This is a genomic window from Kitasatospora sp. NPDC057198, from assembly GCF_042670125.1.
In the GTDB taxonomy this organism is placed as follows: domain Bacteria; phylum Actinomycetota; class Actinomycetes; order Streptomycetales; family Streptomycetaceae; genus Kitasatospora.
In genome coordinates, this window is record NZ_JBHUWH010000402.1 from 1 (window position 1) to 7,211 (window position 7,211).

The 7,211-nt window shown below is 73.6% G+C and carries 8 protein-coding genes; 4 read left to right on the plus strand and 4 right to left on the minus strand.

The genetic code is table 11. From position 1 onward, the window contains the following. Nucleotides 1–40: 40 nt before the first annotated feature. Complete coding sequence (locus tag ACFUEL_RS31350) at nucleotides 41–382, minus strand: VOC family protein (protein ID WP_380240214.1); 342 nt, start codon at nucleotides 380–382, stop codon at nucleotides 41–43. Nucleotides 383–449: 67 nt separating this feature from the next. Next, nucleotides 450–1,193: a class I SAM-dependent DNA methyltransferase gene (locus tag ACFUEL_RS31355; protein WP_380240216.1), complete on the minus strand. Its 744-nt coding sequence runs from the start codon at nucleotides 1,191–1,193 to the stop codon at nucleotides 450–452. A gap of 158 nt (nucleotides 1,194–1,351) precedes the next feature. Between ACFUEL_RS31355 and ACFUEL_RS31360 the strand changes: the two genes are divergently transcribed. Further along, entirely contained in the window at nucleotides 1,352–1,882 is a 531-nt protein-coding gene (locus tag ACFUEL_RS31360; protein WP_380240218.1) for a GNAT family N-acetyltransferase, read from the plus strand. Nucleotides 1,883–1,906: 24 nt separating this feature from the next. Here ACFUEL_RS31360 and ACFUEL_RS31365 read toward each other — a convergent pair whose 3' ends face one another. Continuing rightward, nucleotides 1,907–2,599: a response regulator gene (locus ACFUEL_RS31365; protein WP_380240220.1), complete on the minus strand. Its 693-nt coding sequence runs from the start codon at nucleotides 2,597–2,599 to the stop codon at nucleotides 1,907–1,909. Beyond that, the gene (locus tag ACFUEL_RS31370; protein ID WP_380240221.1) at nucleotides 2,596–4,200 is read right to left on the minus strand and encodes an ATP-binding protein; all 1,605 of its coding nucleotides are present in this window, start codon (nucleotides 4,198–4,200) and stop codon (nucleotides 2,596–2,598) included. The genes ACFUEL_RS31365 and ACFUEL_RS31370 overlap by 4 nt, the downstream gene beginning before the upstream one ends. A 263-nt stretch (nucleotides 4,201–4,463) precedes the next feature. On the opposite strand from ACFUEL_RS31370, the gene ACFUEL_RS31375 reads away from it, so the two are divergent. From ACFUEL_RS31375 to ACFUEL_RS31385, 3 genes are all read left to right on the plus strand, one after another. Further along, nucleotides 4,464–5,288 (plus strand): ABC transporter ATP-binding protein, encoded by an 825-nt coding sequence (locus ACFUEL_RS31375; RefSeq protein WP_380240223.1) that lies wholly within the window; start codon nucleotides 4,464–4,466, stop codon nucleotides 5,286–5,288. Continuing rightward, the gene (locus tag ACFUEL_RS31380) at nucleotides 5,278–6,138 is read left to right on the plus strand and encodes an ABC transporter permease (protein WP_380240224.1); all 861 of its coding nucleotides are present in this window, start codon (nucleotides 5,278–5,280) and stop codon (nucleotides 6,136–6,138) included. Before ACFUEL_RS31375 ends, ACFUEL_RS31380 begins: the two co-directional genes overlap by 11 nt. 37 nt (nucleotides 6,139–6,175) lie before the next feature. Continuing rightward, nucleotides 6,176–7,211: ABC transporter substrate-binding protein (locus tag ACFUEL_RS31385; RefSeq protein WP_380240226.1), on the plus strand; the 1,036-nt coding region annotated here is incomplete at its 3' end.

A 7,211-nucleotide genomic window follows, 5' to 3' on the forward strand; every position in this document is an offset into this window, starting at 1 on the left:
GTGCCGGGCGGGGCTTCGCCGTTGCCGCCGGTCCTGCGGCTCAGTGGACGCAGAACTCGTTGCCGGCCGGGTCCTGCAGGACCGTCCAGGTCAGGCCGGGGATGCTGTGCTCGCCCACGACGCTCGCCCCCAGGGCGACCAGCCGTGCGACCTCCTCCGCCATGCCGGTGCCGGACGCGACGGCGAAGTCGACGTGCACCCGGTTCTTGCCCGCCCGCTCCTCGGGCACCCGTTGGAAGCCCATCGCGACGGGCTTCGCGCCGACGATGACGAAGTCGCCGTGGTCCTCGGCGATCTCGCCGCCCAGCGCGGTGGCCCACCAGCGGGCCAGTTCCTGCGGTTCCGCGCAGTCCACCGTGATCATCACTGCTGCCAGAGTCATGGGCGCCACCCTAGCCACCGCCACCGACAATCCCCGCTCGGCCGGGGCCCGGTGGTGGGGCGGCTGGTCAGGACGGCGGTTTGCGCCAGACGGAGACGTGCTTCGCGGAGTCCTGGGTGAACGGGGTGCCGTCCCAGTCCGCGACGCGGCGTTCGAGTTCGAGGCCGGCGATCCGGGCCATCAGGTCGAGTTCGGCCGGCCAGGCGTACCGGTGGCGGGAGTTGTCGCGGCGGTAGGGGCCGTCGTCGCCCTCGCGGGTGAAGTGGTGCGAGACCAGGACCTGCTCGACCAGGTCGAAGGTGTCGAAGCCGAGGTGGCGGTCGGAGACGTCGAACGGCACCGCGGACTGGCCGGGCGGCAGGAAGCGCAGCGGAGGCACGCCCAGCTCGATGACGAACCGGCCGCCGGGCTCCAGGTGGCGGGCGGCGTTGCGGAAGCACTCGACCTGCTCGTCCTGGGTGAGCAGGTTCGAGATGGTGTTGTAGACGAGGTAGACCAGGGTGAACCCGCCGGGGACGGCGGTGGTGGCCATGTCCCCGATGGTCACCGGGAGGGTGTCCTCGTCGGCCTTGCGCCGCAGCACGGCCGCCATGTGCTCGGACAGTTCGATGCCCGCGACCGGCACGCCGCGTTCCCGGAGCGGGACGCCCACCCGGCCGGTCCCGATGGCGAACTCCAGGGCCCGGCCGTCCCCGGCGAGTTCGGCGAGGAAGGCGAGGGCCGGTTCGAGGGCGGCGGGCGAGGACGATTCGGCCTCCCCGGCGTCGTAGCGTTCGGCGGTCTCACGGTCCCACAGTTCGCTGCTCGTCACGGCTCCCACTGTGCCGGGCACCGGCGGCGCTGTCGACACGTTTACCTCCCGGCGTCCGGCTGCCCCCCGCCCCGCCGGTGCGGTCCGCCCGCCATGTCCCGCCCCGCCGTGTCCCGTCCCGCCGTGATCCACCCCGCCGAGGAACCGGAGGCCCCGCCGTGCCCGTCGAGCTGCGCCGTTCCACCGTGCTCACCCCGCCCGTCCGGGCGGCGCTGCTGGAGGTGTACGCGGACGTCCGGGCGCCGTTGCTGCACGAGCCGAACTACCGGGTCGGGGCGTTCGCCGGGCGGCTCGACCTGCACGCGGCCGGGGCGGGGTTCGCGCTGGTCCTGGGGCACGACGGCGGCACGGTGGCGGGGTACGCGTACGGGAACACGGTGGGGCCGGGCGACGGGTACTGGGGGCGGCTGGCGGGGCCGCTGCCGGAGGGGTTCGCCGACGAGCCGGTGTTCGCGCTCCGGGAGATCGGGGTGCGGGGCCGCTGGCGGGGCACGGGGGCGGCGCGGCGGATCCACGACGGGCTGCTGGCCGGGCGGGCGGAGCGGCGGGTCTGCCTGATGGTCAATCCGCTGGCCGGGGAGGGCCGGGTGCGGCGGGTGTACGAGGGCTGGGGCTACCGGGCGTTCGGCGTGCAGCCCGGGTCGGCGCTGTCGCCGGAGCTGGTGGCGATGGTCCGCCCGCTCGGCTGAGGGGCCGGGGGATCGCCGGGGGAGTCAGCGGGGGGCCGCGGCGAGCAGGTAGCGGTGTTCGGGGCGGCCGGTGTCGCCGTAGCGCAGGGACAGCCGCAGCCGGCGGTCCTGGGCGAGTTGTTTGAGGTAGCGCTGGGCGGTGGAGCGGGAGAGGCCGGTGGCCTCGGCGACCTCCTGGGCGGAGAGGGCGGTGCCGGCCCGGCGCAGGGCGGCCAGGACGAGGTCGGTGGTGGGGGCGCTGTGGCCCTTGGGGAGGGCGGCGGCGGGGGTGGTGCCGGTGCGCAGGGCGGCGAACATCCGGTCGACCTCGTCCTGGGAGGTCTCCCGGGCGGCGGGGCCGGCCAGGGCGTGGCGCAGGTCGGCGTAGGCGGTGAGCTTGTCGCGCAGCCCAGCGAAGCTGAAGGGTTTGACCAGGTACTGGAGGGCGCCGTGCTGCATGGCGGCGTGCACGGTGGAGACGTCGCGGGCGGCGGTGACCATCATGACGTCGCAGCGGACGCCCGCCTCGCGCAGGCGGCGGACCAGGGCGAGGCCGGTCTCGTCGGGCAGGTGGTGGTCGAGCAGGACGAGGTCGACGGGGGTGCGTTCGAGGGCGGCGTACGCCTGGGTGGCGCTGTGGGCGGTGCCGGTGACCCGGAAGCCGGGGACTCTGGCGACGTAGGCGGCGTGCACGTCGGCGACCCGGAAGTCGTCGTCGACCACGAGGACGTCGATCATGCGTTCTCCAGCAGGTGTTCCGGGGCGGGGTCGGCGCTGCGCAGGGCTTCGGGGAGTTCGACGGTGAAGCGGGCGCCGCCGAGCGGGCCGGTGCCGACGGCGAGGCGGCCGCCGGTGCGTTCGACCAGGCGGCGGACCAGGGCGAGGCCGAGGCCGCGGGGGCGGTGGGCGGGGGCGTCCTTGCTGCTCCAGCCCTCCTCGAAGACGCGTTCGCGCAGCTCGGGCGGGATGCCGGGGCCGCTGTCGGCGACCTCGACCAGCAGGGTGGGCCCGGCGGTGCGCAGCCGGACCTCGACGGTGCCGCCGGGGGCGGCGTCCATCGCGTTGTCGACCAGGTTGCCGACGACGGTGACCAGGGCGCGGGCGTCGTGCAGGGCGTCGGGGAGGTGGCTGTCGGGGGTGACGGTGAGCCGGATGCCGCGTTCCTCGGCCACGGCGGCCTTGCCGGTGAGCAGGGCGGCGGTGTGCGGGTCCTGGACGTGCCGGCCGATCCGGGCGGCGCGGGCGGCGCGGGTGCCGGACTGTTCGGAGATGAAGGCGGCGGCCTGGTCGTGGCGGCCGAGTTCGATCAGGCCGAGCAGGGTGTGCATCCGGTTGGCGTGTTCGTGGTCCTGGGCCCGGAGGGCGTCGGTGAGGCCCCGGGTGTGGTCCAACTCCCTTACCAGGTGCTCGAGTTCGGTGCGGTCGCGGAGGGTGGTGACGGCGCCGCCGTCGGCGGTGGCCATCCGGTTGACGAGCAGGACGCGGTCGTCGCGGACGGCGGGCAGGTCGGCGCCCTTGACCCGGCCGGTGAGCACGTCGGCGAGCCGGCCGGGCGGCAGCAGGTCGTCGACGGTGCGGCCGGCGCAGTCCTCGGGCAGGGCGAGCAGGCGCAGCGCCTCGTCGTTGGCGAGCCGGATCCGCCCGGCGGCGTCGAGGGCGAGCATGCCCTCGCGGATGCCGTGCAGCATGGCCTCGCGTTCGATCAGCAGGGCGGCGATGTCGGCGATGGCGATGTTGTGGGTGCGGCGCTTGAGGCGGCGGGCCAGGGCGAGGGTGGCGGTGAGGCCGACGGCGAGCCCGGCGCCGGCGCAGAGCAGGATGCCGCCGGCCATCGAGACCAGCCGGCCGCGGATGGAGTCGTCGCTGAGGCCGACCGAGACCTCGCCGACGATCCGGCCGTCGGCGGTCCGCAGCGGCACCTTGCCGCGGGCGGTGCGGCCGAGGGTGCCGTCCTGGATGGCGGTGACCTCCTCGCCGCGCAGCGCGGCCCCGGGGTCGGTGGAGACCCGCAGGCCGATCCGGGCCGGGTCGGTGTGCGAGAGCCGGATGCCGTGGTCGTCGGTGATGACGACGAACTCGGCGCGGGCGGTGTGCCGGATCCGTTCGGCGATGTCCTGCGCGGTGGCGGTGTCGCGGTCGGCGGCGGCCCGCGCGACGGCCGGGTCGGTGGCGGTGACGCGGGCGATGGACAGGGCGCGCTGCATGGCGTCGCGGTCGAGTTCGGCGCTGACGGGGGCGAGGAACAGCCCGGCGGTGACGGCGGTGACGGCGACGGTCACCAGGGTCTGGCTGAGCAGCAGTTGGGCGAAGACCCGGCGGGGTCGGCGCGGTCGTCCCATCGGGGTGTCCTTCCTGCTCGGAGCCGGTGCGGGGGCTCGGGGGCCCGGGGTTTCGGGGTGGGGGGCCACCCTATGTTTCCGGCGTGTTTCTGTCAGCCCCGGCCCCGGCTGTTGTAGCGGAAGCAAAACGAGCACAACAGCCCTCAACGCGGCAAACCCGCGTTAAGCCCGCAAGGCTCCCGCCGCCCCCGCCGTCCCTCGTAGCGTCCCGGTCCACAGCAGCGGGCCGGCGAGGGAGCCGGCCGAGGAGGTAGGTGGTTCACGTGGACCCGCACAAGGCCGGGGCCGTCCCGGCGATCGAGTTGACCGGGGCGACCAAACGCTTCCGGACGCCGTCCGGCGCCCTGCACACCGCCGTCCGGGAGCTCGACCTGACCGTCGCCCCGGGCGAGTTCGTCGCCGTCGTCGGCCCGACGGGGTGCGGCAAGTCCACCACCCTGACGCTGGTCAGCGGCCTGGAGGAGCCCACCGAGGGCGAGGTGCGGGTGTACGGGGAGCCGGTGTCCGGCATCAACGGGCACGTCGGCTTCGTCTTCCAGCAGGACGCCGTGTTCCCGTGGCGCACGGTGCTGTCGAACGTGACGGCGGGGCCGCGGTTCCGCGGCGTGCCGGCCGACGAGGCCCGGGAGAAGGCCCGCGACTGGCTGTCCCGGGTGGGCCTGTCGGCGTTCGAGGACCGCTACCCGCACCAGCTGTCGGGCGGCATGCGCAAGCGGGTCGCGCTGGCGCAGACCTTCGTCAACGACCCGCGGATCCTGCTGATGGACGAGCCGTTCTCGGCGCTGGACGTGCAGACCCGGGCGCTGATGTCGGACCAGCTGCTCGAACTGTGGGCGGGCACCGGCTCCTCGGTGGTCTTCGTGACGCACGACCTGGACGAGGCGATCGCGCTGGCCGACCGGGTGGTGGTGATGACGGCCGGGCCGGCCACCGTGAAGGAGGTCTTCACCGTGGACCTGCCGCGCCCGCGCACCGTGGAGGCCGTCCGGCTGGAGCCGCGCTTCGTCGAGCTGTACCGGGAGATCTGGGCCTCGCTCGGCGAAGAGGTCCGGATCACCCGTGAGAGAGGAGCGGGTCGTGCCGCTTGAGACCGCAGTAGCATCCGCCGCCCCCGCCGTCTCCCGCACCGAGGTGCGCGAACGGGCGGCCCGCAACCGGAGGTTGGGCGTGTACGGGGCCCGGGCCGCGGTGCTGGCCGGGTTCCTGGGCCTGTGGGAGGTCTGTTCCCGCACCGGGGTGGTCGACCCGTTCAACTTCTCCCAGCCGTCGAGGATCTGGGCGCAGATCTGGCAGTGGGTCACCCACGGCACCGCGCAGGGCTCGCTCGGCGAGCAGATCGGCTACACCCTGTACGAGGCGCTGACCGGCTGGGTGCTGGGCGTGGTCGGCGGCGTGCTGCTGGGCATCGCGCTGGGCCGGGTGCGGTTCCTGGCGGACGTGTTCGGCCCGTACATCAAGGTGCTGAACGCGATCCCGCGGATCGTGCTGGCGCCGATCTTCCTGATCTGGTTCGGCCTCGGCCCGGCGTCCAAGGTGGCCTCGGCCGTGGTGCTGGTGTTCTTCCCGGTGTTCTTCAACGCCTTCCAGGGCGCCCGCGAGGTGGACCGCAACCTGGTCGCCAACGCCCGGATCCTGGGCGCGAGCAACCGCAAGGTCACCCTGCAGGTGGTCATCCCCGCCGCCACCACCTGGATCTTCACCAGCCTGCACGTCAGCTTCGGCTTCGCGCTGATCGGCGCGATCGTCGGCGAGTACATCGGCGCCACCAAGGGCCTGGGCCTGATGGTCGCGGCCGCGCAGGGCACCTTCAACGCGGCGGGCGTGTACGCCGCGATGACCATCCTGGCCGTGGTCGCGCTGTTCACCGAGGGCCTGCTGACCTTCGCCGAGAAGCGCCTGTTCCGCTGGAAGCCGGCCGACGCCGGCGACGGCCGCTGACCCCCGCTCCCTTTTCGTCCAGAGAGGCTCCCCCACCATGCGCAGAACCGCTGCCGCCGCCCTCGCCGCCGTCCTCCTGCTGCCGCTGTCCGCCTGTGCCAACGACGCCGCGACCTCCCACAACGGCGCCGCGCCGGCCGGGAAGAAGGTCGACGGGCCGACCGTCAAGATCATGGTCGGCGGCCTGGACAAGGTCATCTACCTGCCGGCCATGCTGACCCAGCGGCTCGGCTACTTCGCCGACGCCGGGGTCAACGTCGAGCTGCTGAGCGAGCCGGCCGGCGTCAACGCCACCACCGCGCTGCTGGCGGGCGACGTGCAGGGCGCGGTCGGCTTCTACGACCACACCATCGACCTCCAGGCCAAGGGCAAGAGCGTCGAGTCGGTCGTCCAGTTCTCGCAGGCCCCCGGCGAGGTGGAGGTGGTCTCCGCGAAGCAGGCCGACGCGATCAGGTCCGGTGCGGACTTCAAGGGCCGCAAGCTGGGCGTCACCAGCATCGGCTCCTCCACCGACTTCCTCACCAAGTACCTGGCGGTCAAGAACGGCGTCAACGTCAGCGAGTTCAGCCCGATCGCGGTCGGCGCGGGCCAGACCTTCATCGCCGCGCTCCAGCAGGGCTCGATCGACGCCGGCATGACCACCGACCCGACGGTGGCGAACATCCTGTCCAAGCAGCTCGGCACCGTGCTGTACGACATGCGCACCCCGGAGGGGTCGAAGGCGGCGCTCGGCGGCCTGTACCCGTCCTCCTCGCTGTACATGAGCACCGCGTGGGTGGACGGCAACAAGGACACCGTGCAGAAGCTCGCCGACGCCTTCGTGAAGACCCTGAAGTGGATGAACACCCACACCCCGGAGGAGATCGCCGCCCAGATGCCCGCCGACTACGCGCAGGGCGGCGCCGCCGAGTACGCGGCCTCGATCAAGGCCACCCTGCCGATGTTCACCACCGACGGCGTGATGCCCGCCGACGGCCCGAGGACCGTGCTGTCGGTGCTGGCCGCCTTCCACCCCGACGTGCAGGGCAAGGAGGCGGAGATCGACCTGGCGAAGACGTACACCACCGAGTTCG

What these genes read in the sequence shown, in the direction of transcription:
- ACFUEL_RS31350 (WP_380240214.1), bottom strand. Translation starts at nt 382, where the DNA reads ATGACTCTGGCAGCAGTGATGATCACGGTGGACTGCGCGGAACCGCAG.
- ACFUEL_RS31365 (WP_380240220.1), bottom strand. Translation starts at nt 2,599, where the DNA reads ATGATCGACGTCCTCGTGGTCGACGACGACTTCCGGGTCGCCGACGTG.
- ACFUEL_RS31370 (WP_380240221.1), bottom strand. Translation starts at nt 4,200, where the DNA reads ATGGGACGACCGCGCCGACCCCGCCGGGTCTTCGCCCAACTGCTGCTC.